1 protein-coding gene is annotated in these 387 nt (G+C 48.6%); it reads left to right on the top strand.

Annotated elements, in window-relative coordinates:
• A partial coding sequence (locus AC1M9H_RS14365) for a thiolase family protein (RefSeq protein ID WP_481613653.1) occupies window positions 1–387 on the top strand: 387 nt, incomplete at both ends.

Below are 387 nucleotides of genomic sequence, written 5' to 3'. Positions count from 1 at the left end.
GTGCGGATGACTTAGGTGCAGTGCCATTAAAAGCTTTAATGGAACGTAACCCTTCTGTGGATTGGAATGTCGTCGATGACGTTTTATTTGGTTGTGCCAACCAAGCCGGTGAAGATAACCGTAACGTCGGTCGTATGTCGGCGCTTTTAGCAGGTATTCCTTATACAGTACCTGCAACCACAGTCAACCGTCTATGTGGTTCATCACTCGATACTGTGGCAATGGCCGCGCGTGCCATTAAAGCAGGCGAAGCTGACGTGATTGTGGCAGGTGGTGTTGAATCCATGTCACGTGCACCATTTGTGATGGGTAAATCTGAGAGTGCATTTGGTCGTAGTCAAAAGATTGAAGACACCACCATGGGCTGGCGTTTTATCAACCCGAAGC

The organism is Acinetobacter sp. ANC_7512 (assembly GCF_056779935.1).
This window is presented reverse-complemented; position numbering and strand designations above follow the sequence as displayed.